The sequence below is a fragment of the Xanthobacter aminoxidans genome, assembly GCF_043193615.1.
GTDB classification, from domain to species: Bacteria; Pseudomonadota; Alphaproteobacteria; order Rhizobiales; family Xanthobacteraceae; genus Xanthobacter; species Xanthobacter aminoxidans.
In genome coordinates, this window is sequence record NZ_JBAFUS010000001.1 from 407,802 (window position 1) to 433,299 (window position 25,498).

Consider the following 25,498-nt stretch of genomic DNA (forward strand, 5'->3'; position numbering starts at 1 on the left):
CTCATGCCTCCACCGAGACGGGTGCCGGATGCCCTCTCCCCGCCCTTCGACGCCGCAACGGCGCGAGGAGCAGGGCGTCGGCGAGGATCAGTGCGGCGATCGCGAGGACGATCCACGCCATGGTTTCCGGCAGGTCGAAGTGGGAGCGCGCGGTGGCGATGCCGCCGCCCACCCCGTCCGCACCGCTCAACACCTCCGCCATCACCGCAACCTTGAAGGAGAAGGCCAGCGCGGTGGCGACGGCCGGGATGAGGAAGTCCGCCAACGCCGGCAGGACCAGATCGGTGAAGCGCATGAGGGCCGGCGCGCGATAGAGCTGCGCCATCTCGGCGAGCGCGCGGTCGCGGCTTCGGACACCCTGGAGCGTGGCGATGAACAGGATGGGTGCAACGGTAATGGCCACGGTGAAGGTGGCGGCCGCGCCGCCGGGTCCAAACCAGAGCAGCGCGAGCACCACCCAGGCGATGGGCGGCGTGCCGAGAAGCGCGGTGAAGACGGGATAGGACATGGCGCCCACGGGCAGCACCAATCCCCCCGCCACACCTAAAAAGAAGCCGGCCGCGCCCCCCGCGACGCAGCCGGCCAGAGCGTGCACCAGTGTGGCCAGCAGCGCCGGCCCCGCCTTTCCGGTGGTGACGAGCCGGACGACGGCCTCCCCTGTCTCCGCAAGGCTCGGCAGCACGAACGGCCCGAAGGCCGCGGCCCCCCATTGCCACGCGCCGGCCAGAGCCAAGAGCCCCGCCGCCCCCCACAGCGTGGCGAGGAGCGCGGGAGAGAGCGTGCGTGCCGGAGCCGCCATCGCGGCGCTCAGAAGTCGAGATAGAAGCTGTCGGGCGGCAGCTTCCCAGCCAGGGCCTCCGGCTGGAAGGAAAGCAGCGTCTCGTAGAAGGCGACGAGGCCCGGCTTCAGCTTCGCCGCCGGCTCCGCAACCACATTGAAATGGGAGAGCGCGCTGGCGAGGATGGGCGCCTTCATGTCCATCTTCTCCTCGCCCAGCTGGCCGGCGGCGGCGGGATCGGACAGCACCCAGTCGCGGGCGCCCGGCAGACCGGCGGCCATGGCCTTGAGGAGTTCCGGGCTCTCCTCGATCAGCCGCTCATGCACGGCGATGCCGGCCATGGGCAGGCCGAGGCCGCCGTGCTGCTTCTTCCAGTCGTCCTGAAGGCTGATGGCACGGTTGAGCGTGCGGCCCTCCTTCTTCGCCATCATGATGGCGGCGGTGGCCGGCGGCTCGGAGAGGATGGCCGTGGTGGCCCGCCCGGCGGCGAGCATCTGCGCCGCCTCCATGGGGGTGCGCACATAGGTGATGGTCATGTCCTTGTCAGGGTCCATGCCATAGCCGCGGGCGATGGAGCGGAAGACGAGATCGGGCATGTCGTTCTTGAAGAAGCCGACCAGCTGCTTGCCGGCGAGATCCTTGAACGAGGTGATGCCCGTGTCGGACGAGATGACGAACAGATGGCCCATGGAGAGGATGGCGAACAGCTTCAGCGGCAGGCCGCGATTGGCGAGGTTCGCCGGCACATGGGTCGGGGTCGTGAACAGGCTGGTGCGGCCGGAGACGATGGCGGCGCGCAGTTCGTCGGTGTCGCGCCACAGGCGGAAGGTGGCGTCGGGTGCTGTCGCGTTGAGGGCACCGGACTGGAGCAGGCGCAGCAGCACGATGGTGGAGCCGTTCGGCGCGCCGAGAATCTCCAGCCCCTTCGCCGGCGCGGCGAGCGCCGCGCCCAGCGACGCGGCGGATGCCCCGGCCGCCGCAGCGGCGATGGCGCCCAACATGCGGCGCCGGTTGAGCAATACGGTCATGTCCAATTCCCCGGCAGAAAAAGCCGGCGCGGCCGGCCAAGCTATATCCATATCAATATAACAATTTCGCATCCGCACAAAGGCAAGTCGGCTGCGGCGGAACGGCCGCAGGTGGGAGCGCCGAGGTGGGCGCGAAGATCATCGGCAGGGCGGGAGGGTTGCTTTCGCGCCACAATGCGCGCCAGCTTCCTTCAGCAACCGTCGAAGTCCTTGGCCGCGCACGGCGAGCCGGGCAAGATCGGGCGAAATGGACCGCGGGGGGCGGCACAGGGGGGCGCGGATGGGTCGGGAGATCGGGCTGGAATTCAGCTCAAGCATCAGGTTCGCGGGACTGCGGGCGGCGATGATCGTCGCCGGGCTTGCCGCCCTCCTGCTCGCGTTCGGCGCCCCGGCCGGCGCGCAGACACTGGACCGCCTGGCAAAGGGCGACCCCTTCCGCATCGGCTATCGCCAGTTCGCCCCGCCCTATTCGTACGCTGCGAGCAACGGCCAGCCGGCGGGCTACATCGTCGATCTCTGCCGTGAGGTGGCGGATGCGCTCAAGCGCTCCCTCAAGCTGCCGAATCTTCCGGTTGAATACGTCAAGGTCTCGGCCGAAGACCGCTTCGAGGCGGTCCGCGACGGGCGCATCGACATCCTGTGCGAGCCCTCGTCCATGACCATGTCACGGCGGGCGCTGGTGGACTTTTCCCTCCCCACCTTCCTCGACGGTGCCGGCGTGGTCACGCGCGGTTCGGCTGTCAAAGGGCTGGAAGAGCTGCGCGGCAAGAAGGTCGGCGTGCTCAAGGGCACCACGACCGAGGAGACGCTGCGCTCCACCCTCGCGCAGATGGGCATCACCGCCACCATCGTCACCGTCACCGACCATCCGGACGGGCTGAAGCAGCTGGCGGACGGCAAGCTGGACGCCTATTTCGGCGACCGGGGCATCCTCAACTATCTGATCGCCAATACCGCGTTCGGCAATCGCCTCAGCCTCTCGGACCAGTATTTCACCTTCGAGACCTACGCGCTCGGCCTGCCGCGCGGCGACCAGGCATTCCGCCTTCTGGTGGACACCACCCTCGCCGACCTCTACCGCACTGACCGCATTCGCGACATCTATGCCAAGAGTTTCGGCAAGTTCCCGCCCGACCAGTTCCTGAACGCGCTGTTCGTCATCAACGGCGTGCCGAAATAGACAGGGCTTTTCCCCGAAGGCATATTTGTTGCTTATCGCGAGGGCCTGAGGACGCGGCAGATGCGCCGCGCCCGCCCCACCGGAGCGCGCCATGGCTCATGTCCATCGCATCGGAGCGAAGTCCTTCGTTTTCTCCGACCTCAAGGACCTGATGGCCAAGGCGACGCCGCCGCGGTCGGGCGACATGCTCGCCGGCATCGCCGCCGCCACGGCCGAGGAGAATGTGGCGGCGCGCATGTGCCTCGCCGACCTGCCGCTCAAGACCTTCCTCGCCGAGCCGCTCGTTCCCTATGAAGGGGACGAGGTGACGCGGCTCATCCTCGACAGCCACGACAGCCCGGCCTTTGTGCCGGTCTCGGCCATGACGGTGGGCGACTTCCGCGACTTCCTGCTCTCCCCCGCCGCAACGCCGCAGGTGCTGGCGGCCCTCGCGCCCGGCCTTATCCCGGAGATGGCGGCGGCCGTGTCCAAGATCATGCGCAATCAGGATCTGATCCTCGCCGCGCGCAAGTGCCGGGTGGTGACGCGCTTCCGCAACACCATCGGCCTGCCCGGCACCATGGCGGTGCGCCTCCAGCCCAACCACCCCACCGACGACGCAGCCGGCGTCTCCGCCGCCATCCTCGATGGCCTTCTCTACGGCTGCGGCGATGCGGTGATCGGCATCAATCCCGCATCCGACAGCGTCCCGGTCATCGACCGGCTGCTGAAGCTGATGGACGAGATCATCTCGCGCTTCGAGATTCCCACCCAGAGCTGCGTGCTGACCCACATCACGACTTCGATCGCGCTCATGGAGCGCGGCGCGCCGGTGGACCTCGTGTTCCAGTCCATCGCTGGAACGGAGGGGGCGAACCGCTCCTTCGGCATCGACCTGAAGCTGCTCGCCGAGGGCACCGATGCGGCACGGTCGCTCAAGCGCGGCACGGTGGGGCAGAACGCCATGTATTTCGAGACCGGCCAGGGCTCGGCCCTCTCCGCAGGCGCGCACCACGGGGTGGACCAGCAGACGCTGGAAGCGCGCGCCTATGGCGTCGCCCGCGCCTTCGATCCGCTGCTGGTGAACACGGTGGTGGGCTTCATCGGCCCGGAATATCTCTATGACGGCAAGCAGATCATCCGCGCCGGTCTGGAGGACCATTTCTGCGGCAAGCTGCTCGGCGTGCCGCTTGGTGTGGACGTCTGCTACACCAACCACGCCGAGGCCGACCAGGACGACATGGACACGCTGCTGACCCTGCTCGGTGCAGCGGGCGTCACCTACATCATGGGCATTCCCGGCGCCGACGACGTGATGCTGAACTATCAGTCCACCTCCTTCCACGATGCGCTCTACATCCGCGAGGTGCTGGGGCTGAAGCGCGCGCCGGAATTCGAGGCGTGGCTGGAGAAGATGGACATCACCGGCACCGACGGCCGCCTGCTGCCTGCCGACGCTGGCAATCCGCTGCTCGGCTATGTGGCGGAGCGTGCGGCATGATCGCGCGCGATCCCTGGTCAAAACTCTCTCGCCACACCCCGGCCCGCATCGCGCTGGGCCGCACCGGCGCGAGCCTGCCCACCGAGGAAGTGCTGCGCTTCGCCCTCGCCCATGCGCAGGCGCGCGATGCCGTACACACCCCGTTCGATGCGGCGCGGGTGGAAGAGGAGGTGCGCGGCCTCGGCTTTTCCACCCTGCGCGCCGAAAGCGCGGCGCAGGCGCGGGACGTCTATCTGCGCCGGCCGGACCTCGGCCGGCGTCTCTCCGATGAAAGCCGTACCCGCCTTGCACAGGCGGCGGGCGAGCCTGTGGACCTCGCGCTTGTGGTGGCCGACGGCCTGTCCTCGGCAGCCGTCCACGCCCACACGCTCCCCTTCCTGGCGGCGTTGAAGGCGCGCATCACGGATGCCGGCTGGACCACCGCGCCTGTGGTCATCGCCTCGCAGGCGCGGGTGGCGCTGGGGGACGAGGTGGGGCACCTGCTGAAGGCGCGCACGGTTGTGTTGCTTGTGGGCGAGCGACCCGGCCTCTCCTCCCCGGACAGCCTCGGCCTCTACCTCACCTACAATCCCAAGCCCGGCCGGTCGGACGCCGAGCGCAATTGCATCTCTAACGTGCGTCCGGAGGGTCTTGCCTACGATCTGGCCGCCTTCAAGCTCGCCTGGCACATTCGCGAGGCATTCGCCCGCCAGATCACCGGCGTCGAATTGAAGGACGAGAGCGATCTCCTGCTCGAAACCGGCCTGCCGCCGCAGCATCTGGGCGCGCGCTGACGGTTTTTGTCCGCGCCCTTGGGGAATGGCAACAAAGTTGCCTCTAGGGCAAGCGCGCCGGACCTTACCCCGGTGCAAGCGGAGGGCTGGGCATGGCCGAAGGCAGCAAATCCGGCGTCACCTACACCACGGTTGATGTTTCCTATTTCGAGCAGCGGGCCCTGAAGCGGCACGCGCGCGTCTGGTCGCTCTGGGCGCTGGGCGTCGGGGCGGTCATCTCCGGCCATTTCTCGGGCTGGAACCTCGGCATCGCCTCGGGCGGCTGGGGCGGCATGTTCATCGCAGCGGTCATCATCGCCATCATGTATCTCGGCCTCACCTTCTCCATCGCCGAGATGTCGCCGGCCCTGCCCCACACGGGCGCCGCCTATTCCTTCGCGCGCACCACCATGGGGCCGTGGGGCGGCTTCGTCACCGGCCTGTGCGAGAACGTGGAATATGTCATCACCCCAGCGGTGGTGGTGTCCTTCATCGGCTCCTACATGGGCTCCATCTTCGGCACGCCGCCGGCGTTCCAGCCGGTCTACTGGATCTTCGGCTACATCATCTTCGTGGGCCTCAACATCGCCGGCGTGGAACTCTCCTTCCGCGTGACGCTGGTGGTGACGCTGGCGGCGCTGGCCTGCCTCGTGGCCTTCTGGGTCAGCGCGCTTCCGGTGGCCAATTTCTCCCGCTGGGCGCTGAACATCGGTGTCGGGCCGGACGGCACGGCGGTGGAACTGCCCAACGGTGGCGGGCCGTTCCTGCCGTTCGGCATCGGCGGCGCGCTCGCCGCCCTGCCCTTCGCCGTCTGGCTGTTCCTCGCCATCGAGCAATTGCCGCTGGCGGCGGAAGAAGCGGTGGATCCGAAGACCGACATGCCCAAGGGCATCATGGCCGGCATGGCGACGCTCATCGTCTCCGCCTTCATGATCCTGTGGCTCAACTCCTCGGTGGCCAATGGGTCTTTCGGCCTCTCCACCTCGCTGGAGCCGCTGCTGGACGGCTTCAAGGCCATCTATGGCGACGGCCTCGCGCGGCTTCTCGCGCTGGTGGCGGTGATCGGGCTGATCGCCTCGTTCCACACCATCATCTATGCGCAGGGCCGGCAGATCTATTCGCTCTCACGGGCCGGCTACTTCCCGCGCGGCCTGTCCGTGACCCATGGCGGGCGCAAGACGCCGCACGTGGCCATGGTGGCCGGGGCTCTGATCGGCCTCGTCATCATGCTCGGCATCTGGTTCGCGCTGGGGGCGGAGGCAGGGGCGGCGGCCATCGGCGGCACGCTGCTCAACATGGCGGTGTTCGGCGCCATGCTCTCCTACGTAATGCAGGCCATCTCCTTCATCCTGATGCGGAAGAACATGCCGCACATCGAACGGCCCTATAAGAGCCCCTTCGGCATCCCGGGCGCAGTGGCGACCATCGTGATCGCCATCGTCACCATCTGGTTCCAGCTCTCCGACCCGATCTACCGCAATGGCGTGATCGGCGTGGCCATCTGGTTCGCAGCCGGCATCGCCTATTTCGGCATCTGGGGCCGACACAAGCTGGTGCTCTCACCGGAGGAGGAATTCGCCCTCTCCAAGGGCACGGCCGAATACAAGAGCTACTGACGGGGCCGCGGTCCGCCTTTCCCGGCGGACCGCATTGCCCGGATCAGACCACCGAAACCACGCGGAAGGTGTGCATCTCGTCGTCCTCGTGGACGGAGACATACTCGCCCACCTCAAACCGCTCGTCGCCGAAGCGGTAGCCGGCCTCGTCATCGTCGGCGCCGGAAATGTCGTAGCGAAACGCCCAGCTGCCGCCGGGCCGCCGCACCAGATGGCCCACCTCGTCGGCCTCATCGGGGCGGAACTTCACCACCCGGCAGCTGTCGCGGTGCTTGGCCCACTCCGCCGCATCAATGCGGCCGGCGCTGTCGAGGGGCGCCACGAAGCTGTAGCCGGAATTGCGGGCGCCGTCCGGATGCCCCTTCTCACGGGCAAGCTCCATGCGGATCTGACGGAAGCCGTGCGGCAACTGGGTCATGTTGTCTTCTCCCCGACCTTGCGGCCTGTGGCTCCGTCCCGAGCGCGGACATCACGATGCGTTGACGGAAGCCTGATTCTCGCCCCGCCTCCCGGTGCGGCCATAGGCAGCAAGGCGGCGGAGTGCGATGATGATGTCGCCCCGAAGGGCAACGGGTGGAAATGTGATTTTCCCCGATCCGGCACGCAAGGCATTTGACCTTCCGCAACGCCGAAGTCTCACATCCGTGAAACGGTAAATCCAATGGGCGCTGGGGGCTGCTCAGGTCCGGGGGTCATCGTCAGACGGGAGAAATGGACATGAACGACTCGGTGATGTTCCAGGGTCTCGCCCGCGCGCTGTCGCCCGCCACGCCGCCCATGGCTTGGCCGGTCGCCGCATGGAAGAACCTGTTCCTAGATTGCCCGATCGCGGTCAGCACGCATCTGCAGCAGTTCGTCGGCCGGCAGATGCAGGAGCAGATGGAGTTGCTCAGCCAGCTCTCGCGGGAGCAGAACCCGTCCGCCTTCGTCACCCGCGAAGCGGCCTTCCTGCAACAGTCGGCTCTCGCGTGGAGCACCGAGCTGGTCGCGGTGGGCGAGATTGTCCAGTCCAAGCTGCTGAACGCCACCCAGGCCGAGCAGCCGGAAGACCAGCCGCCGTTCGCAAAGGCGGCCTGAGGTTTCTGGGTAAGCCGAATTTATCGTTTTCCCCGGCCTGCCGGGGGAATTCGCGTGATGACCACCGGGCCGTCGGTCGCGGCGCAGCCTGCGGCCTCTCGCCCGTCCGGATTGCCCCAGCGGCGTCGTGGCGCCATGGTGGGACCGAAGCGTTCTGAATCGGTCGCCCCCTGTGCTTATCGTTGAAATCCCGTACCGCGACCCGTTCGCCGCGTTCCAGGCCTTCGCCGACGCCCCCCAATGCGCCTTTCTTGACAGCGCGGCGGAGGGCGACGTGCGGGCGCGCTGGTCCTATATCGGCGCGGATCCTTATGCCTTCATCACCTCCGGCCCGGACGGCGTCCGGCTGAATGGCACCCTTGTGCCCGGATCGCCGTTCGACGTTCTGGCGCGCGCGCTCAATCCCGGCGATCTGCCGCCCTGCCTCGGCCCCTCCTCCGCGCCGGTGCCGTTCCTCGGCGGCGCCATGGGCTATCTGGGCTATGAGCTGGGCCGGCATCTGGAGCGCCTGCCGCCGCCCCGGCCGGCGACGCCTTCCGTGCCCGAGATGGCCATGGGCCTCTACGACGCCATTCTCGCCTTCGACGGGCTGGAGAAGCGCGCCTTCATCGTCTCCAATGGTCGGCCCGAGACAGGCGAGGCGGCCGAGGCCCGCGCCCAGCGCCGTGCGCAGGAGCTGTTCGACCGGCTCGCCACGGCGCCCGCAGCGGCGCCCGCCCCCGATTTCAGCCGGACCGGCACGTTTGCGCCCGACCAGCCCCGCGCGGAGGTGGAAGCGGAAGTGGCGCGGGTGATCGAATACATCCGCGCCGGCGACATCTTCCAGGCCAACCTCACCCACCAGATGCGCGCGAAGGTGCCGGAAGGCCTCACCGACCTTGCCCTCTACACCCGCCTGCGCGCCCTGAGCCCCTCCCCCTTCGCCGCCTTCCTGCGCACCGGCGATGATCTCGCCGTGCTGTCCGCCTCGCCGGAGCGCTTCCTCTCCCTGTCCTCGGATGGGCGGGTGGAGACGCGCCCCATCAAGGGCACCCGCCGCCGCAGCGACGATCCTGCCGAGGACAAGGCGCTCGCCGACGCGCTCCTCGCCTCGGTGAAGGACCGGGCGGAAAATCTGATGATCGTGGACCTCATGCGCAACGACCTCTCGCGGGTCTCGCAGGTGGGGAGCGTGAAGGTGCCGGTGCTGTGCGGTCTGGAGACGTTCGCCAGCGTTCATCACCTCGTCTCGGTCATCGACAGCCGGCTGAAGCCCGGCCTCGGCCCGGTGGACCTCCTGAAAGCCTGCTTCCCCGGCGGCTCCATCACCGGCGCACCGAAGATCCGCGCCATGGAGATCATCCACGAGCTGGAGCCCACCCCGCGCGGGGTCTATTGCGGCTCGGTGGCGTGGATCGGCTTCGACGGGGCGATGGATTCCTCCATCGTCATCCGCACCATCACCCGCTCCGGCGACACGCTGCTGACCCAGGCTGGTGGCGGCATCGTCGCGGATTCCGATCCGGCGGACGAATATGAGGAGAGCCTGGTGAAGCTCTCGCCCATGCTGCGCGCGCTCTCGGGAGAGGGCGCATGAGGCTGTTCCTCGGCACCGGGCTGGTGGAGGAGGCGGAAGCGACCGTCTCCCCGTTCGATCGCGGCTTCACTCTGGGCGACGGCCTGTTCGAGACGCTGCGGGTGAAGGGGGGCAAGGTGCTGCGCGTGGACGCGCACCTTGCCCGCCTCGCGGCCGGCGCGGGCCTGCTGGGAATGCCCCTGCCGTCTCTCGACCTTGCCGCGGCGCTGGCACAGACCGCCGACGCCAATGGCCTGTCGGACGGCGTGCTGCGCCTCACCCTCACGCGCGGCACCGGCCCGCGCGGCGTGCTGCCGCCGGCAGAGCCGAAGCCTACCCTCGTGATAACCGCCGCCCCGCTCTCCCCGCCCCTGCCAGCCGCGCGCCTCGTGATTGCGCAGGGCACGCGCCGAAACGATCGTTCCCCGCTGGCGCAGGTGAAGTCGCTGAACTATCTCGACGGCATCCTCGCCCGGCAGGAGGCCGCGCGGCGCGGCGCAGACGATGCCATCCTCCTCAACACGCGCGATGGTGTGGCGGAAACGTCCATCGCCAACCTGTTCGCGGTCATCAATGGGGGGCTTGTCACGCCGCCTTTGTCCGAGGGCGTCCTGCCCGGCGTGATGCGGGCGGAGGTGATCGCCGCCGGGGCGCAGGAACGGCCGCTGACAGTGGACGACCTCGCATCGGCCGAAGAAATCCTGCTCACCTCGGCGCTCGGCATCCGCTCTGTCGCGTCGCTAGAGGGGCGCCCCCTCCCCTCCACCGCGGCTGCCGAGCGCCTGCGCGGCCTGATCGATGGCGCATGAGACGCCGGCGATGACCGCCCCGACACTGGCCACTGCCCGCCTCACGCTGCGACCGTGGCAGCCCTCCGACCGCGAGGGCCTTTGGCGGATGCAGTCCGACCCGCGCACCATGGAATTCCTCATGCCGGTGGCCGACCGCGCCGCGAGCGATGCAGTGGCCGATCGCGCCGAGGCCCATTTCGCCCGCCACGGGTTCGGCCTGTGGGTGGTGGAAGCACCGGGCGTCACCGACTTCGCCGGCTATTGCGGGCTGGTGCATGTGCCCTATGCGGAGCACTTCACGCCGGCGGAGGAGATCGGCTGGCGCTTCGATCCCGCCTTCTGGGGACGCGGCTATGCCACCGAGGCGGCGCGGGCGGCGCTGGATTTCGGGTTCGCGACGCTGGGGCTGGAGGAGATCGTCGCCATCACCGTGCCGACCAACTTTCGCTCGCGGGCGGTGATGGAGCGGCTCGGCATGGCGCGGGACGAAGGCGGGGATTTCGACCTGCCGTCCACGCCGCCGGGCCACCCGTTGCGGCGGCAGGTGCTCTATCGCCTCAGACGGTCATAAGTGCGGGCCTGACCACCGCCGCCTCTATGAGATCGGCGGCATCGATCACGCCGTGGCCCTGCGCCATCTCGGCCGCGATATGCCGCGCATTCTCGCGATAGCGTGGCTGCTCCAGCACGGCCCGAAGCGCGGCGGTGAGCCGCTTCTGGCTGGCGCGGCCGGCGGGCACGACTTCGGCGACGCCGGCATAGGCGAGTCGCGCGGCGGTGGCCGGCTGCTCGAAAGCGATGGGCATGGCGACGAGCGGCACGCCCTCGGCCATGGCATCGAGCACCGTGTTCATGCCGCAATGAAGCACGGCCGCCGCACAGCGCTTCAGCACCTCCTGCTGGGGCACGAAGGCGCGCACCTCGGCAAGATCGCTCAACCGGCCAATCTCGGCCTGTGAAAGAAGCCCGCCATGGGCGATCAGCAGGCGCACGCCCAGCTCCCGCGCCGCCAGCGCCACCTTGCGGAAGAGGTCCACCCGCGCCCCCTGCAATGTGCCGAGCGAGCAGAAAACGAGCGGCTTGTCCCCCACTTCCGGCAGCGGCGCCGTTGCGGCCGGGATGGCGGCAGCATCGCGCCAGGGGGAGCCGTAATGGAAGGTGGCGGGCAGTTCCGTGCGGGGAAAATCCAGCCCCTTGGGCATCTGCGCGACCGTCAGCAGCGGCGAGAAGCCGCCGTCGGCGAACGGATCGAGGCCAAAGGCTTCGCCATGCCGCGCCAGCACCTTGCGCATGGACGACATCAGGAAATCGGTGACGCGATAACCGCCCTTGTTGCGAACGAGCGCCTTCTCCCCCGCCTCATAGGGCCACGGCACGAACGGCGGCGGCACGCCCACCTCGCGGTTCAGCAGCAGCGCCGTCGCGGTGGAGACCACCGGCAGGCCGAGATGGCGCGCCACCAGCGTGCCGGCGGCCTCCGTCTGGTCGGCGATCACCGCGTCAGCACCGATGTCGCGCAGCACGCCGGGCAGGTCCCGGCAGAGCATGTCCGTCTGCGCGGCGGTCGCGCGCAGGGTACCGAGAAGACCGAAGAGGCCGGTGGGCTTGGCGAGGCGGTTCACATAGGTGTCGAGGGCGCCAGCGGGATAATCGCGCGCGCCGACCGCCGCGAAGCCCGCGCCCTTGCCCTTCACCAGCCGCTCGGCATCGGCCATGTGGACGAAGGTGACGCGATGACCTCGCGCGCCAAGCTCACGCGCCAGCACCAGCAAGGGGTTGTAGTGCCCCGGCAGCGGCGGGGCGACGACGGCGAAATGGGTCATCGCGGCCGGGTCCACAAATGCTTCGGCCGCGGCGGCTGGGGGCCGCTGCGGCGGGTGGCGAGGGCCAGGCCGATGCCCTGCATGAGATAGCCGATCTTCTGCGCCTTGGTGGTGGAGACGCGCGCATCCCACGCCTGCGCTCCGCGCCGGCGCACCTCGGTGCCGATGGCGCGATAGACGCAGCGGGCCGCGCCCACGGCGGCGGCGGCGCGGAACGGCAACGCGCCCATGCCGATCACGGCCTGCTCGTAGTAGGGCTCCGCGACATCCAGAAGCCGCGCGACGGCGGCGGCGACGGCGGCCCGATGCTCGGGCGCGGCGATCCCGGCCTCGGGCACGCCTTCCATGTCGAGGAAGGTGCCCGGCACATAGATGCGGCCGATGCCGGCATCCTCGATCACGTCGCGGGAGATGTTGGTGAGCTGGAAGCCGAGGCCGAGATCGCTCGCCCGGTCCAGCACCACCTCGTCCCGCGCCCCCATGATCAGCGCCATCATCACCCCCACCACGCCGGCCACGTGGTAGCAGTAGGTGAGCGTGTCATTGAGGGTGTCGTAGCGGCGGCCGTCCACATCCATGCGGAAGCCCTCGAGCAGGTCGAGGGGGTGGCGCTCGGGAATGTCGTTGCGGCGGACCACCTCGGCGAAGGCCGCGAAGGCGGGATGGGAGGACGGGACGCCGCGATAGGCCCGGCGGGTCTCCTCGAACAGCGCGTCCAGCCGCTCGGCCGGCGTCTGGGCGCTGGCGATGCGGCCGTGGCCCAGCTCCTGTCCGTCCACCACGTCGTCGCAGTGGCGGCACCACGCATAGAGCATCACCGCGTCTTCCCGCATCCGCGGCGCGAACAGGCGGGCGGCGGCGGCGAAGCTCTTCGAGCCCTTGGCGATGGCCTCCTCGCTCGCGCCCACCACGTCCGGAGCGGCATCCGCCCCGCTCATGCCGGCGACCGGGCGGGGATGCCAAGATCTTGGAGGATCAGGCCTGCCGTCGCCTTGGCCGAGCCCACCACGCCGGGGACACCCGCGCCCGGATGGGTGCCGGCGCCGGCGAAATAGAGGTTGGCGATCTTGTCGTCCCGGTTGTGCGGGCGGAACCACGCCGACTGGGTCAGGATCGGCTCCACCGAGAAGGCCGAACCGAGATGGGCGGAGAGTTCATCGCGGAAGCCGAAGGGCGTGAGGATGCGCGTGGTGACGAGGCTTTCCTTGAGCCCCGGCAGCAGGCGCTGCTCCAGATGGCCGAGGATGCGGTCGCGATACTTCGGTCCCTCCACCTCCCAGTCGATCTCCGCCTTGCCGAGATGCGGCACGGGGGAGAGCACGTAGAAGGCGGTGGAGCCCTCCGGCGCCAGCGACTTGTCGGTCACGGTGGGCGCGTGGAGATAGAGCGAGAAATCGTCCGGCAGGCGCGGGCCCTTGAAGATCTCGTCCACAAGGCCGCGATAGCGCGGGCCGAACAGCACCGTGTGGTGCTGGAGATGGTCCCAGGTGCGGTTGGCGCCGAAATAGATGACGAACAGCGACATGGAATGCCGCTTCTTCGCGAGCTTGGCGCCCTCCGCCTTCCCGCGCGCGCTGTTGCGCATGAGGTGGGCATAGGTGTGCACCACGTCCGCGTTGGAGGCGACGAGATCGAACGGGATCATCTCCCCGCCGACGCGCACGCCGGTGGCCCGGTCGCCCTCCACCACGATCTCATCAACCTTGGCGGAGAGGTGGATGGTGCCGCCGAGGTCGGTGAACAGCTTCACCATGCCGCGCACCAGCGCGCCGGTGCCGCCGCGGGGGAAGAACACACCCCATTTGCGCTCCAGCGCATGGATGAGGGCGTAGATGGACGAGGTGGAAAACGGGTTTCCCCCCACCAGCAGCGAGTGGAAGGAGAAGGCCTCCCGCAGGTGCTCGTCCTGTATGAAGCTCGACACCATGGAATAGACCGAGCGCCACGCCTGGAGCTTGGCCAGCTGCGGTCCCGCCTTCATCATGTCGGAGAAATTCAGGAACGGCACGGCGCCGAGCTTGAGGTAGCCCTCCTCGAACACCGCCTTGGAATAGGCGAAGAAGCGCCGGTAGCCTTCCACATCCGCCGGGTTGAAGGCGGCGATCTGGGCGTCCAGGGCGGTCTGCTCGTTCACATAGTCGAACTGCCGCCCGTCCGACCACAGCAGCCGGTAGAAGGGCGAGACCGAGATCAGGTCCACATAGTCGCTAAGGCGCCGGCCGGCCGCCTCAGCGACCTCTTCCAGGCAGGAGGGGTCGGTGATGACGGTCGGCCCGCCATCGAAGGTGAAGCCCTTGTCCTCGTAGACATAGGCCCGGCCACCGGGCTTGTCCCGCTGCTCGAAGATGGTGGTGGCGATGCCGGCCGCCTGCAGGCGGATGGCGAGAGCGAGCCCGCCGAAGCCGGAGCCGATGACGGCGGCGCGGCGGGGAGACTTGGTGACGTCGAGCATTATCTGGGACCGGTCGCGGATTTCGTCTCGGGGAGGCAGGAAAGCGCCTTCAGCACCGATACGGGCGGACGGCCCGTAAGGATGCGTGCCTTGTCCTTGAAGGTGAGGCGATCCCCGTAGAAGCGTTGGATCAGGTCCTCGGGCAAGCGGTAAAAGCGCTCGAGGATGGCATAGCGGCGATCCGGCGCGGCCGCGCGGAACAGCATCCGGTTGAGCAGCCGGAAGAAGCCTCGGCTTTCCCAGCGTCGGGCCGCGTGCTGGCGCACGAAGGCTGCGATCGCGGGGCCAGAGATATCCGGCAGCTCGCTCACGAGGTCCGCGAGTTCCAGTGCATCCGGCAGCGAATAGCCGGTGGTGGGGTGGAACAGCGCGGCGCGCAGCCCGACCCGCGCGACCCCCTGGGGCGCCTCGGCCAGGAAAGCGCCGATATCGCCGCCAAGGGCGATGGGCAGAACGCCTTCCTCCTCCCGCACCACGTGGTCGATCTCCCAGCCCTGCCCGGCGGCGTAGGCGGCGATGCGCCCGCGCAGGGTCTCGATGGGAAGCTCGGCGCCGCTGGAATAATAGGTGTCCTCGATCAGCACCGTCTGCGGATCGAGCGGCAGCACATAGACGAAGCGATAGCCGTCGATCTGCTCCACCCGCGCATCCATGATGAAAGGCCGATGCAGACCGTGCGGACGGGTGAGCTGAACCTCCTGGCCGAGGAACTTCTGAAAGCCGAGGTCAAGATGACGCGACGAAACCGGCCCGCGTCCGTCGATCACCGCTCCCGCATCGATGCGCTCGCCGCCGGCGAGGACGACATGATCGGCCGCCACATGGGCCACCTTGGCATTGAGGCGGATGGACGGATTGAGGCGCTCGTGCATCACCTGCGACATGCGCTCGGAGGTGATGGTGCCGTAATGGCCCTTGAGGATGCGCGAGTAGGCCGGGAAGTGCACGTCGTGCCCCATCCACACATGCGCGCGGAACGGGCTGAGGAAGGCGTGCTGCATGCGGCCGAAATCGCTGGAATGATAGGACCAGCTGTGGTTGCCGCCGACGCTTTCGCCGGCCTCCAGCAGCAGCACCCGGACGCGGCTGCGCCGTTCGGCGATGCGGGCGGCGATCAGGCAGTTGGCGAGCCCGGCACCGACAAAAACGATATCCATGCCCGCCCCGTTCCGTTGCCCAATTCCCTTGGGTTGCGCCTCCTGAAACCCGAATAAAGGGCGGCCGGCCGTGTGTCACCCCCTGCGTCAGCATGGATGCGGCCTGGTGCCGCTGCGACTCGGTCTCACTTGCGGGTGGCACGGCCGAGACTTACCTCACGGGAGCACACTGCGCCGGCGAACAATCGCCCGACCCGCGTGACGCCGGACGGGCAGACGCCCTCACCGGCCCGGGAGAAGACATGAACGAACAACATTGGCCGAGGCTCTCGCCCCTTTCGACGGGCGTGAGGGGCCGCTGCCCCCGCTGCGGCGAGGGCCACCTCTTCAATGGCTTCCTCACCATCGCTCCAGCCTGCGAGGTCTGCGGCCTCGACTATTCCTTCGCCGATCCGGCGGATGGCCCGGCCTTCTTCGTCATGTGCTTCGCCTGCGTGCCGGCGGTTCTCTTCGCCATCTGGCTGGAGGTGGCCTTCCAGGCGCCCTATTGGGTCCACCTCGTGACCACGCTGCCCCTCTTGCTGCTCACCTGCATTCCGCCCCTGCGACCGTTGAAGGGCTGGCTGGTGGCGAGCCAGTACTATTACAAGGCCGAGGAAGGCCGCCGCGTCACCGCCGACCCTTCAACGGCCCCGTCCGCCCCCGAGGGACGGACGGGCGCCTGATTCTTCTTCGCGTTCCCCTGCCTCAGCGGCCGAGCCCCATGGCGTGGGGCAGCCAGAGGGTGAGGCCGGGAATGTAGGTGATCGCGAGCAACGCGATCATCAACGGCACCAGCCAGGGCAGGATGGCCATGGTGGTGCGCTCCACCGAGAGCCGCGCCACCCGCGCCAGCACGAACAGCACCATGCCCAGCGGAGGGTGCAGCAGCCCGATCATCAGGTTCAGCGTCATGATGAGCCCGAAGTGGATCGGGTCGATGCCGAGCTTGAGCACGATGGGCAAAAGGATCGGCACCAGGATCGTGATGGCCGCGATGGTGTCGATGAAGCAGCCCACGAACAGGATGAGCAGGTTGGCCAGCGCCAGGAACACCCACTTGTTCTGGGTGAAGCCGAGGATGGCGTCCGACAGCATCTGCGCCGCCTGACTCGCCGTGAGCAACCACGCGAAGATGGACGCCGCGGTGACGATGAACAGCACCGAGGCCGTCGTCTCGATGGTGTCGAAGGTCGCCTTCGCCAGCGTCTTCAATGTCATGGAGCGGTAGCGCACGAGGCCTAGGAACAGCGACCAGATCACCGCCGCCACCGCCGCCTCGGTGGGGGTGAACCAGCCGAGGGTCATGCCACCGATGAGGATGACCGGCGTCATCAGCGCCATGACGGCGGAGAAATCGAAATACCAGTCGAGGGCGACGAGCACCGCCAGCGCGATGAGCACCGCCTGGTTGGTGGAGAGGCCGAGGGCCATCATCACATAGACCGCCGCCGGGAACGCCAGCACGATCACCACCTCAACGCCGGCCGAGAGCAGCTTCCCCCACTCGAACGCCGCATCCGAGCCCCAGCAGTTGCGCCGGGCGAAATAGGCGACCGTCGCCATCATCAGCAGCGTCATCACGGCGCCGGGCACCACCCCGCCGAGGAAGAGCGCGCCGATGGAGACGTTGGCGAGCATGCCATAGATGACGAACGGCAGGCTGGGCGGAATGATCGGCCCGAGCGTCGCCGAGGCGGCGGTGACGCCCACCGAGAATTCGGTGGAATAGCCATGATCCTTCATGGCCTTGATCTCGATGGTGCCGAGCCCGGCCGCATCGGCGATGGCGGTGCCGGACATGCCGGAGAAGATCACCGAGCCGATGATGTTCACCTGCCCCAGGCCGCCGCGCATCCAGCCGACCAGCGCCACGGCGAAGGCATAGATGCGCCCGGTGACGCCGGCGATATTCATGAGGTTGCCGGCAAGGATGAAGAACGGCACCGCCAGAAGCGGAAAGCTCTCCACGCCGGCGATCATGCGTTGGGCGATGACCACGTCCGGCACCGTGCCGCTGACGAGGATGTAGACGAGCGAGGCCCCGGCCATGGCGATGGCCACCGGCACGCCGCAGAGCATCAGGAAGAGGAACCCGCCGATGAGCAGCCACATGGCTCAGTCCCCCTTGTGATCGTAGGTGCCTTCGAACGCCTCGGGGCGTTCGAGCACGCTGTAGCCGCGGCGGATGTTGCCGACGGCGACCTGCACCGAGCGGATCAGCATCATCACGAAGCCGAACAGGACCGCGTAGTAGACGACGCTCTTCGGCGCATCGACCATCACCATGGGCTCGTCGCCGACGAGGGCGATGTAACGCACCATCAGCCACACGCCGTAGGCGATGAAGCTGGTGCGCACGAGGTCCACGAACAGCGAGAGCACCCGCCCCGCCGGCTCCGGAATGAAGCGGTAGATGAGGTCCACCTGGATGTGCCGGGAGAGCCGCACGCACATGGCCGCGCCGATGAACACCACTGCCACGAGGCAATAGGTGGCGAGTTCCTCGGTCCACGAGAAGCTGTCGTTCAGCACGTAGCGGGTGAAGAACTGGGTGAAGACCAGCCCCGCCATGATCCAGAAAATGGCGAGAGTGATCCAGTCCTCGAAAGCGTAGCCGGAGAGGTCCACCTCCTCCTGCTGCTCGAACGTATGGGCGAGTTCCTCGCCGGTGACGCGGGTGTGGACTTCTTGGGCCATGAAGGGGTCCGGGCTGAGGGAACGGGAAGAAGAGGGAGCGCTACCGCAAGCGCGAACGACAGTCAGACCCTACCGGCCAGCCCGTTCGCCTCCCCTCTCCCCTTGCGGGAGAGGGGCCGGGGGTGAGGGGTAGCGGTGTCGGAGTGGTCAGGGACTTCGGCGGTTGGGACGAGCGGATAGATACCCCTCACCCCAACCCTCTCCCGCAAGGGGAGAGGGAGCACGGCGGGACTACGGCGGGAGCAGGCGCCCCCGCCTGAGCCCTCACATGTTGCCCTTGATGGCCTGGATGCGGTCCCAGTCGGCCTTGCGATAGCCGAAGCTCTCGAAGGTGATGTTCTTCATCACGGTGTTGCGGAAGTCGTCCGTGTCCACCTCGATGATGGTGAGGCCCTTCTGCTTGAAGATGTCGAGCAGTTCCTTCTCCCGCTGCGCCACCTCGGCCGTGGCCTTGGCGGCCGCCTCCTGGGTGACCTCGGTGAAGATCTTCTGATCCTCGGGCGAGAGCTTCTTCCACAGGCTGCCGGAGATGATCGTGTTGAGGTGGTCCACGATGTGGCCGGTCAGCACGATGTTCTTCTGCACCTCGTAGAACTTCTTCGCCTCGATGGTGGTGAGCGGATTTTCCTGTGCATCCACCGTGCCGTTCTGGAGGGCGAGATAGACCTCGGCGAAGGCGATGGGGGTAATGTTCGCGCCGCAGGCCTTGGGCATGGCGAGATAGGCGGGGGCATCCGGCACGCGGATCTTGAGGCCCTTCATCTCGGCGCAGGTCTTGAACGGCTTGTTCGAGGTGGACTGGCGCACGCCATAATAGGTGACGGCGACGATATGGTTGCCGGTCTTGTCCTCGTAGCCCTTGGCGAGATCCTTGAACACGTCGCTCTTGGCGTAGGCGAGCAGGTGGTTCGCATCGCGGAAGGTGTAGGGGTAGTACGTGACGCCGATGGGCGGATAGGCCTTTCCGGCAAAGCTCGAGCCGGAGATGATCATGTCCACGGTGCCGAGCGTCAGCCCCTGGTTGATGTCGCTCTCCTTGCCGAGCTGCGAGGAGGGATAGACATCGATCTGGTAGCGCCCGTTGGTGCGCTTGGCGATCTCGCCCGCAGCCCAGACGGAGGCGGTGTGGAAGGGCTCGGACGGCTCGTAGACATGCGCCCACTTGAGCTTGGTCTGGGCGCTGGCCGGCCCGCCGAGCGTAAAGGCAGCCGCAAAGGCGAGCGCGGCCGCAAGGCCACGGCGACGGTCGATCATCAATTTCCTCCCACACGGAATGCGGCGTCTTTGTCCGCTTTTTGCTTGATGCAGCGTGGTTTCCGGCCGGGGATTAAATCGTTTTGAATCTCGGCCGGACGCCGCTCTTCCCCATGGTACTCGGTCCAAGGCGCGGGGCAAGGCTCATGTCGACACGAGTCACACTTGCGCGTCTGACGCGCACACGGAGCGTCGCTCGCCTAGCGGCCGGGAGCCGGCGCGCCGTCGTCCACCGCCTGATGCCCCGCCGCCCCCTTGTGCGCGAAGAACTGCGTGACACCTGCGGCGATGGCGTCCGCCATGCGGTCGCGGCCGGCTTCAGAGGTGAGTTGCTTGAGGTCGTCGGGGCTCGACATGTAGCCGAGTTCCACCAGCACGGAGGGCACATCGTGGGCCCGCAGCACGCGGAAGCCGGCGGATTTCAAGGGCGTGCCATGCATCCGCGTCGCCGCCTTCATGCTGCCGACCAGCGTGCGGGCGAACAAGGCGGAGAAATTGCGCGTCTCCCGCTGGGCGAGGTCCACCAGAATGCCCGCCACCTCGTCGGTCTCGTCGGAGAGATCGACGCCGGCGATGAGGTCCGCCTTGTTCTCCTTGTCGGCCAGATGGGCGGATTCCGTGTCGCTGGCGGTCTCCGACAGGGTGTAGACGCTGGCGCCACGTGCCCTGCCGTCCCCCCGGGCCAGCGCATCGGCATGGATGGAGATGAACAGGTCGGCCCGGTTGGCGCGGGCGATGCGCACCCGGTCGGCGAGGGGGATGAAGGTGTCGGTGGAGCGTGTCAGCACCACCCGGTACCCGCCCGCCTTCTCCAGGCGGTCGCGCACGGCGAGGGCTGTTTCCAGCACGATGGTCTTTTCGACAAAGGCCGAATAGCCGGACGTGCCGGAATCTATGCCGCCGTGGCCGGGATCGATGACGATGACCGGACGCGTGTCGCCAGCCGGCGGCGCGGCGACGGGCGCAACCGGTAAAGCGGTGCGCTGCTCGGCCTCGGTGGCGATGGAGCGGGCGAAGGCGGCGGGATCGGCCTTCACCAGATCCACCACGAGGCGGGCCGGCTGGTCATCCACCGCATCCAGCACGAACGCCTTGTCGATGGCGACCGGTCCGGACACCTCCAGCACCATGCGCGCCTTGCCCGGGGCGAAGACGCCGAATCGGTAGGCCGTCACCAGCCCCCGTCGCAACTGGCTGGCGTCGGGCCTCAGGGCGAAGGTGACGTCGGAGAGGTCGAGAATCACCCGGGGCGGGTTGGCGAGGGTGAAGGCCCGGAAGGCCGGGGCACGATCGAGGTCGACGATCAGGCGCGTGCGCTTGGCGTCGCCGGCGAGCCGCGCCTCACGCGCCAAAGCCGGAGCCGGTGCCGCTGCGCCCCCCTCCCCCTGCGCTCGGGCGGGGCCGGTGGCGAGTGCCATAAAAGTGAACAGGAACAAGAAAGCGGCAGCGCCGCGCAGCCCCCGTGGCGGGACAACGGACAAGGCGGCGGGGCCGGGCCGGCGTCGCATCATCGCAATCTCACCCTCGTTGGGGCTGCCCTTCGGCAGCGTCCGGAGCGGGCCACAAGAGAGGGGCAGGCATAAGGCGGGGCGTGTAAACGAGCCGTTGACGGAGCGCTATAGCCGTCCGGCGCGAGGTTCAGGACGCATGATCCTTGCCAAGCGGGAAGTCGGGCGGGTAAGAAGGGAACCGTACACAGTTCGCGTTCCGGAACAGGCTCTTCGGCCCCGGTTGCCGCGGCTGCCGCAGGGTGTGTCGAGAATCCGGGCGGGTCGCTGCGCATGCGATAGCCCGGGATCAAGGCAACGCCCATTGCCGATGGCGGCACCCTCAGGGACGATCCCCCGTCACCGAGGACCCTTTAGGCAAGCGCCGGACCGGCGCGGGCGGCATGCCTCGAAGCCAGCTTTGCCGATGGTCCGCGAGGGGACGATCTGGGGAATCGGGCGAGTGTGTACCGTGGTCGGAACGAGGCGCCCGCCTCCGCCCCGGCCTGAACCCTTCATCGAGGAGCGGGTAGCCGAGGGCATGGAATTTTTTCCGCACGACATGCGCGCTGAGCGCGCTTCCGTGTGCCCCGCCCCCGAGCGTGCGAGCGACGCGCTTGGGCGTACCTGTGCCTCCCCTTCTTCCTCACGTCATCACATCCGGCGCCAGAACGGCGTCGCGGCAGCGCCCGCAGGGGTCGAGCCGCGGCCGTCGCGGAGCATTGCTCCCGGCGCCGTGAAGAGAGATTTCCATGGCCAACAAGATGCTCATCGATGCGACCCACCCGGAGGAGACCCGGGTCGTGGTCGTGCGCGGGAACCGGGTCGAAGAATTCGACTATGAGTCCGCATCCCGCAAGCAGTTGCGGGGCAACATCTATCTCGCCAAGGTGACGCGCGTTGAGCCGTCGCTCCAGGCGGCCTTCATCGAGTACGGCGGCAACCGCCACGGCTTCCTCGCCTTCAGCGAGATCCATCCCGACTATTACCAGATCCCGGTCGCCGACCGCCTCGCCCTGATCGAGGAGGAGGAGCGCGCCGCGCGCCTTGCCGAGGACGAGGCCGACCTCAAGGACCGCCGCCGCGAGCGCAGCCGCGCCAGGCGCTCCCAGCCGGACCAGAGCATCAGCACCGCCGTCGAGCCGGCGGAACACCCGGCCCCCGAGGCCGGCGAGACGCTTGCCGCCGATGGGTTTGAAGTCGCTGAAGACGCGGCGCCCGCGCAGGACGCCGTGACCGAGGCCCCCGCCGAGGCCGGGGCGGCTCCGTCCGAGCATCATGCCGAGCCGATGAGCGCGCTGGTCGCCCCCGCCGAGGCCGCGGAAGCCGCTGCCGCCGTGGTCGAAGCTGCCATGGACGCGCCGCTGGGCACCCCCCTCCCCGCCCCGCAGGAGCAGGCGGCGGATGACGAGGACGCCCTGCGTCGCCGCGAGGCCGCCGAGGGCGAGAGCGATCCCGCACCGATCCTCGAAGGCGACGCGGTGATCCGCGAGGAGGTCGCCTTTACCTCCGCGCCGGGCGAGGACGAGGCGCCCCAGTCGGAGACCGACGAGGACGACGACGCCGAAGAGGACGAAGACGAGGACGAGGACGAAGAGGACTCGGACGAGGCTTCGGAAGAGAAGGCCCCTGAGGAAGCCGCGCGCGAGGAGCGCTCCGACGACGAGGAGCAGCCCCGCTCCCGCCGTCATCGCGGCCGCCGGCATGATCGCAAGCGCGACAAGGACGAGGACGAAGACGAGGACGACAGCGATGTCGACCAGATCGACGAGGAAGAGGAAATCGAGCACCTCGGCGCCGACGAGGACGCCCTCGAAGAGGTGCCGGAGCGCGCGCCGCAGCGCCGCGCCCGCAGCTACAAGATCCAGGAAGTCATCCGTCGCCGTCAGGTGATGCTGGTGCAGGTGGTCAAGGAAGAGCGCGGCAACAAGGGCGCGGCCCTCACCACCTACCTCTCCCTCGCCGGCCGCTATTCCGTGCTGATGCCGAACACCGCCCGTGGCGGCGGCATCTCCCGCAAGATCACCAATGCCGTTGACCGGAAGCGCCTGAAGGAAGTCGTGCAGGATCTGGAGGTGCCGGAAGGGATGGGCATCATCCTGCGCACCGCAGGCGCCAACCGCACCAAGACCGAGATCAAGCGAGACTTCGAATATCTCCTGCGGCTGTGGGAGACGGTGCGGGAGATGACGCTCTCCTCCACCGCGCCGAGCCTCGTCTACGAGGAAGGCTCGCTCATCAAGCGCGCCATCCGCGACCTCTACAACAAGGACATCGACGACATCCACGTCGCCGGCGAGGAGGGTTTCCGCGAGGCCCGCGACTTCATGCGCATGCTCATGCCGAGTCATGCGAAGTCGGTGATGCCCTATCGCGAGCCGCAGCCCATCTTCGCCCGCTATGGGGTGGAGCAGCAGCTCGATGCCATGTTCTCCCCCGTGGTGCAGCTGAAGAGCGGCGGCTACATCGTCATCAATCCCACCGAGGCGCTCGTCTCCATCGACGTGAACTCGGGCCGGGCGACCCGCGAGCACCATATCGAGGACACCGCCCTCAAGACGAACCTCGAAGCTTCCGAGGAAATCGCCCGCCAGCTGCGCCTGCGCGACCTTGCCGGCCTCATCGTGATCGATTTCATCGACATGGAGGAGAAGCGCAACAACCGGTCGGTGGAGCGAAAGCTCAAGGATTGCCTCAAGAACGACCGCGCCCGCATCCAGATCGGCCGCATCTCGCACTTCGGCCTGCTGGAGATGTCGCGCCAGCGCATCCGCACCGGCGTGCTGGAAAGCTCCATCGAGGTGTGCCCGCACTGCGGCGGCACCGGGCACGTGCGCTCGGCGGCCTCCGTCTCGCTCCAGCTGCTGCGCGCGCTGGAAGAGCAGCTGCTGCGCTCGCAGACCCACAATCTCGTCGCCCGCACCCGCACCGAGGTGGCGCTTTACGTTCTGAACCAGAAGCGCGCTCATCTGCGCGAGCTGGAGGAGCGCTTCAGCGTCACCCTCTCCGTCGCGGCGGACGAGAGCGTCACCGGCCACCAGCCCTTCATCATCGAGAAGGGTGATCTGGCCGCCCCCGCGCCCGCCGCCCCGCGGCCGAGCACCGTGGTGCAGCCCGACTCCATCCTGCCCGACGAGGATTTCGTCGAGGAGGACGAGGAGGAGATCGTCGAGGAAGCCGAGATTGAAGCCGAGGCTGAGGCCGAGGCGTCCGAAGGCAATGGCGAGCGCTCCGACGAAGCCGGCCGCAAGCGCCGCCGCCGTCGCCGCCGGCGGCGGGGCGATCGCGAGGAAGGCCGCGAGAGCGCCGAGGGAGCCGAGGGCGAGGAGGAGGATGACACCTCCGCCGAAGGTGCCGAGGCCCAGGATCATGCCGCCGATGGCGCGCGCGACGACAGCGCCCGCGAGGATGACGAGCGTGACGACGAGGAGCGCGGCGAGGACGACCGCGCCGATGGCGAGCGTTCCGACGACGAGAACGGCGACCGCCGTCGCCGTCGCCGCGGTCGCCGGGGCGGACGCCGCAACCGCCGCGAGCGCGACGATGACGCTCCGGGAAGCGCTGACGGCGAGAGCGATGGCTCCGATGAGACCGACGACGAGCAGCCGGTGGCTGCAGAGTCTGAGGTCGCGGCAGCCCCCGTCACCTCGCCCACATTTGCCGAAGCTCCTGCAGAAGCCCGGGCCGAGCCTCTCGCCGAAGTCCCCGCCACGCCGGTCCCTGCACCCGAGCCGGTGGCGGAGAGTGCCGAGGCGGCGCCCCGCCGTCGTCGCTCCACCATCCGCGAGAAGGCGCCGGTGATCCTGTCCGAGGGCGGCATCGCCACTCCGGCCGCGCCCGTTGCAGCGGAAGCCCCTTCTGAGCCGGCCGTCGAGCCTGCCCCTGAGGTGGCAGCTTCCGAGGCTGCGGCGCCCGAGGCGGAAGCGCCCGCTGCCGAGCCGGCCCCGGCGCCCGAGACGCCCGCCGCGCCGGCCGAAGAGACCGCGCCCCCCGCCAAGCCCCGCTCGGGCTGGTGGCAGCGCAAGCTGTTCGGCGGCTGATGGCCATCCGGCCTGACTTGTCCTGAATGTGAAAGGGCCTCCTTCCGGAGGCCCTTTTCATGTCGGGTGTCCGGTTCGGAGGGAGCCTTGCGTCCCTCAGCACCCTTCCGTCGCGAAGAGGCCACGTTTCGCCCCCATAGCGGTGGCCGTGCGAGTCCATGAGGGCGGACGCGGTGGGGGTCCGTGCAGACCCCTTTACCGTGACGGAGCGTCAAGGTCTGAGCGGGTGTGGTGAGCGGTTGCCTTGGGACTTCGCGTTTCCCAATGTAGTCGCTTCGCATCGACGCCAAGTCGGGTTATGGCAAGTCGCGCTCAGGCAGACCGCGGCCATGACGGGGTTGGCTGTCGT

At 68.3% G+C, this 25,498-nt stretch carries 21 protein-coding genes; 10 read left to right on the top strand and 11 right to left on the bottom strand.

Annotated features, from left to right (window positions below; translation table 11 throughout):
- Nucleotide 1: 1 nt before the first annotated feature.
- Entirely contained in the window at nucleotides 2–799 is a 798-nt protein-coding gene (locus V5F74_RS01820) for an ABC transporter permease (RefSeq protein ID WP_394005937.1), read from the bottom strand.
- A gap of 8 nt (nucleotides 800–807) precedes the next feature.
- On the bottom strand, nucleotides 808–1,806 hold the full coding sequence (locus V5F74_RS01825; RefSeq protein WP_394005939.1) for an ABC transporter substrate-binding protein: 999 nt from the start codon (nucleotides 1,804–1,806) through the stop codon (nucleotides 808–810).
- Between the two features lie 280 nt (nucleotides 1,807–2,086).
- Between V5F74_RS01825 and V5F74_RS01830 the strand changes: the two genes are divergently transcribed.
- The 4 genes from V5F74_RS01830 (at nucleotide 2,087) to V5F74_RS01845 (ending at nucleotide 6,834) form a co-directional block, all read left to right on the top strand.
- On the top strand, nucleotides 2,087–2,986 hold the full coding sequence (locus tag V5F74_RS01830; RefSeq protein ID WP_197024043.1) for an amino acid ABC transporter substrate-binding protein: 900 nt from the start codon (nucleotides 2,087–2,089) through the stop codon (nucleotides 2,984–2,986).
- A 91-nt stretch (nucleotides 2,987–3,077) separates the two neighbouring features.
- A complete protein-coding gene (locus V5F74_RS01835; RefSeq protein ID WP_394005941.1) occupies nucleotides 3,078–4,466 on the top strand; it encodes an ethanolamine ammonia-lyase subunit EutB in 1,389 nt (462 codons plus the stop codon).
- Nucleotides 4,463–5,239, top strand: coding sequence for an ethanolamine ammonia-lyase subunit EutC (eutC, locus tag V5F74_RS01840; RefSeq protein ID WP_394005943.1), 777 nt, complete (start codon nucleotides 4,463–4,465; stop codon nucleotides 5,237–5,239). Before V5F74_RS01835 ends, eutC begins: the two co-directional genes overlap by 4 nt.
- A gap of 92 nt (nucleotides 5,240–5,331) precedes the next feature.
- On the top strand, nucleotides 5,332–6,834 hold the full coding sequence (locus V5F74_RS01845; RefSeq protein WP_394005945.1) for an amino acid permease: 1,503 nt from the start codon (nucleotides 5,332–5,334) through the stop codon (nucleotides 6,832–6,834).
- Between the two features lie 43 nt (nucleotides 6,835–6,877).
- Here the strand turns inward: V5F74_RS01845 and V5F74_RS01850 are convergent, their stop codons facing one another.
- Nucleotides 6,878–7,252, bottom strand: a complete 375-nt coding sequence (locus tag V5F74_RS01850; RefSeq protein ID WP_024279394.1) for a hypothetical protein — start codon at nucleotides 7,250–7,252, stop codon at nucleotides 6,878–6,880.
- Between the two features lie 299 nt (nucleotides 7,253–7,551).
- On the opposite strand from V5F74_RS01850, the gene V5F74_RS01855 reads away from it, so the two are divergent.
- The 4 genes from V5F74_RS01855 (at nucleotide 7,552) to V5F74_RS01870 (ending at nucleotide 10,828) form a co-directional block, all read left to right on the top strand.
- Entirely contained in the window at nucleotides 7,552–7,911 is a 360-nt protein-coding gene (locus V5F74_RS01855; protein ID WP_155982315.1) for a hypothetical protein, read from the top strand.
- Nucleotides 7,912–8,083: 172 nt separating this feature from the next.
- Nucleotides 8,084–9,487 carry an aminodeoxychorismate synthase component I gene (gene pabB / locus V5F74_RS01860; protein WP_394005947.1) on the top strand — a complete coding sequence of 468 codons (1,404 nt, stop codon included), beginning with the start codon at nucleotides 8,084–8,086 and terminating at the stop codon, nucleotides 9,485–9,487.
- Nucleotides 9,484–10,275: an aminotransferase class IV gene (locus V5F74_RS01865; protein WP_394005949.1), complete on the top strand. Its 792-nt coding sequence runs from the start codon at nucleotides 9,484–9,486 to the stop codon at nucleotides 10,273–10,275. The genes pabB and V5F74_RS01865 overlap by 4 nt, the downstream gene beginning before the upstream one ends.
- A 10-nt stretch (nucleotides 10,276–10,285) precedes the next feature.
- On the top strand, nucleotides 10,286–10,828 hold the full coding sequence (locus V5F74_RS01870) for a GNAT family N-acetyltransferase (RefSeq protein WP_394005951.1): 543 nt from the start codon (nucleotides 10,286–10,288) through the stop codon (nucleotides 10,826–10,828).
- Here V5F74_RS01870 and V5F74_RS01875 read toward each other — a convergent pair.
- Genes V5F74_RS01875 through crtY form a run of 4 tightly spaced genes read right to left on the bottom strand, consistent with a single transcriptional unit; the run spans nucleotide 10,815 to nucleotide 15,689 of the window.
- Nucleotides 10,815–12,080 carry a glycosyltransferase gene (locus V5F74_RS01875; protein WP_394005953.1) on the bottom strand — a complete coding sequence of 422 codons (1,266 nt, stop codon included), beginning with the start codon at nucleotides 12,078–12,080 and terminating at the stop codon, nucleotides 10,815–10,817. The two genes, V5F74_RS01870 and V5F74_RS01875, sit on opposite strands and share 14 nt — an antisense overlap.
- On the bottom strand, nucleotides 12,077–13,018 hold the full coding sequence (locus V5F74_RS01880) for a phytoene/squalene synthase family protein (RefSeq protein WP_394005955.1): 942 nt from the start codon (nucleotides 13,016–13,018) through the stop codon (nucleotides 12,077–12,079). The genes V5F74_RS01875 and V5F74_RS01880 overlap by 4 nt, the downstream gene beginning before the upstream one ends.
- Nucleotides 13,015–14,532 (bottom strand): phytoene desaturase, encoded by a 1,518-nt coding sequence (locus V5F74_RS01885; RefSeq protein ID WP_394005957.1) that lies wholly within the window; start codon nucleotides 14,530–14,532, stop codon nucleotides 13,015–13,017. Before V5F74_RS01885 ends, V5F74_RS01880 begins: the two co-directional genes overlap by 4 nt.
- Complete coding sequence (gene crtY, locus V5F74_RS01890; RefSeq protein ID WP_029558189.1) at nucleotides 14,532–15,689, bottom strand: lycopene beta-cyclase CrtY; 1,158 nt, start codon at nucleotides 15,687–15,689, stop codon at nucleotides 14,532–14,534. Before crtY ends, V5F74_RS01885 begins: the two co-directional genes overlap by 1 nt.
- A 242-nt stretch (nucleotides 15,690–15,931) precedes the next feature.
- Here crtY and V5F74_RS01895 point away from each other — a divergent pair, with 242 nt between their 5' ends.
- The gene (locus V5F74_RS01895; protein ID WP_394005959.1) at nucleotides 15,932–16,354 is read left to right on the top strand and encodes a DUF983 domain-containing protein; all 423 of its coding nucleotides are present in this window, start codon (nucleotides 15,932–15,934) and stop codon (nucleotides 16,352–16,354) included.
- 22 nt (nucleotides 16,355–16,376) lie between these two features.
- On the opposite strand, the gene V5F74_RS01900 is transcribed toward V5F74_RS01895, so the two are convergent.
- The 4 genes from V5F74_RS01900 to V5F74_RS01915 form a co-directional block, all read right to left on the bottom strand.
- Nucleotides 16,377–17,783, bottom strand: a complete 1,407-nt coding sequence (locus tag V5F74_RS01900; protein ID WP_394005961.1) for a TRAP transporter large permease — start codon at nucleotides 17,781–17,783, stop codon at nucleotides 16,377–16,379.
- 3 nt (nucleotides 17,784–17,786) lie between these two features.
- Nucleotides 17,787–18,368 (bottom strand): TRAP transporter small permease, encoded by a 582-nt coding sequence (locus V5F74_RS01905; RefSeq protein ID WP_029558186.1) that lies wholly within the window; start codon nucleotides 18,366–18,368, stop codon nucleotides 17,787–17,789.
- A gap of 264 nt (nucleotides 18,369–18,632) precedes the next feature.
- Nucleotides 18,633–19,622: a sialic acid TRAP transporter substrate-binding protein SiaP gene (locus V5F74_RS01910; protein WP_394005963.1), complete on the bottom strand. Its 990-nt coding sequence runs from the start codon at nucleotides 19,620–19,622 to the stop codon at nucleotides 18,633–18,635.
- 200 nt (nucleotides 19,623–19,822) lie between these two features.
- Nucleotides 19,823–21,040, bottom strand: a complete 1,218-nt coding sequence (locus tag V5F74_RS01915) for an N-acetylmuramoyl-L-alanine amidase (protein ID WP_394005965.1) — start codon at nucleotides 21,038–21,040, stop codon at nucleotides 19,823–19,825.
- A gap of 821 nt (nucleotides 21,041–21,861) precedes the next feature.
- Here V5F74_RS01915 and V5F74_RS01920 point away from each other — a divergent pair.
- Complete coding sequence (locus V5F74_RS01920) at nucleotides 21,862–25,149, top strand: Rne/Rng family ribonuclease (protein WP_394005967.1); 3,288 nt, start codon at nucleotides 21,862–21,864, stop codon at nucleotides 25,147–25,149.
- Nucleotides 25,150–25,498 lie beyond the last annotated feature (349 nt).